1 protein-coding gene is annotated in these 1,478 nt (G+C 46.8%); it reads right to left on the reverse strand.

Annotated features, from left to right (window positions below):
• Positions 1-1,478 (reverse strand): efflux RND transporter permease subunit (locus A3766_RS04225; RefSeq protein ID WP_197479309.1); only part of this gene is annotated, 1,478 nt, incomplete at both ends.

A 1,478-nucleotide genomic window follows, 5' to 3' on the forward strand; every position in this document is an offset into this window, starting at 1 on the left:
GGCAGCTCCCAGCATTGACAAGACATATCGATCAGTCACTTCGACGGGTGTTCCTATAGGCATTTCCAGGTTAGCACGTGCCAACTCACTTTGAACCTTCGGGAAGAATAGGAACTTCATCCACCCAGTCGCAACCAAGGCATACAAAATAAATAAGAGACCAAAACTAAGCGCCAGACAAAGGTAGCGATACTTCAAGGCCAACTGAAGTGCTGGCTGATAGTAGTGCAAGACAACACTTTCAAAACCGTCGGCAAAGCGCTGCTGAAAACGAGATAAGCCAGCCACCAAGGCTGAGCTTTGATTTTGAGGTTGTAGCTTAATTCGCTTCAAGTGAGCTGGTAAAACAAGCTTGGACTCAATTAGAGAAAATACCAATATAGGAATCACAACAACCGGAATCGCCGCAAACAATTGCCCGCGCACGCCTTCAATAAACGCAATGGGAAGAAAAGCTGCGATCGTCGTTAAAATACCAAAGGTTACCGGAACTGCGACTTCTTTAGTGCCATTGATCGCGGCTTCCAAACCTGACTCAGAACGCCGCAGGTGAGAGTATATATTCTCGCCGGTAACAATGGCGTCATCGACGACTATCCCCAGAATAACAATAAAGCCGAAGAGGCTAATCACGTTAATGGTAATATCGAACAATGGCATCACTAACAATGCGCCCATAAAGGAAACCGGTATACCAATGCAGACCCAAAAAGCAATGGCAGGACGCAGAAACAAAGTCAGCAAGAGCAGGACTAATATACCGCCCTGTATGGCATTATCTGAAAGCGTTTTCAGACGCTTTTTAACGATTTTTGAGCGGTCATGCCAAGCATCAAGCTGAACGCTTTCGGGTAATGAAGACTCAGCTTCCTGCAAATAGGCCCTGACTTTATCCGCCACATCGATAGCACTTTGCTGACCGACACGATAAACATCGACCAAGGCCGCCGGCCGACCATTAAAGCGGGTCAGTATGGCGCTTTCCTCAAAGCCATCATTAACACTGGCCAAGTCTGCAACCGTGACGCTACTACCATCAGCTCGACTCAGCACAGGAATCTGCTCAAACTCTAGTTTGTTATAAGCCTGCCCACTAGAGCGAATCAGAATTTCACCGCCATTACTTTTTAAGCTTCCGGCAGAGATATCTCTTGAGTGTTGCTGAATCGCCAAAGCCACTTGCGACAGACTCAGTCCATACTTCTGTAATACCCGCTCGTTAACTTCAATGCTAATTTCATAATCACGCACACCGTCTAATTCAACCTGGGTAATCCCTTCAATATCAAGCAATTGATCACGTACATGCTGTGCCTGTTGGCGAATTTCCCGTTCCGATAAATCGCCAGACACCGCGACACTAATAACTTCCCGTTTCCGCTTGCTTAAACTCACCACAGGCCGCTCTGCATCCGCAGGCAAATTATTCACCGCATCAATGCGATTCTTTATTTCTGTTAGCAAAGTCTGTGGGTCGT

The sequence above is a fragment of the Oleiphilus sp. HI0132 genome (assembly GCF_001635845.1).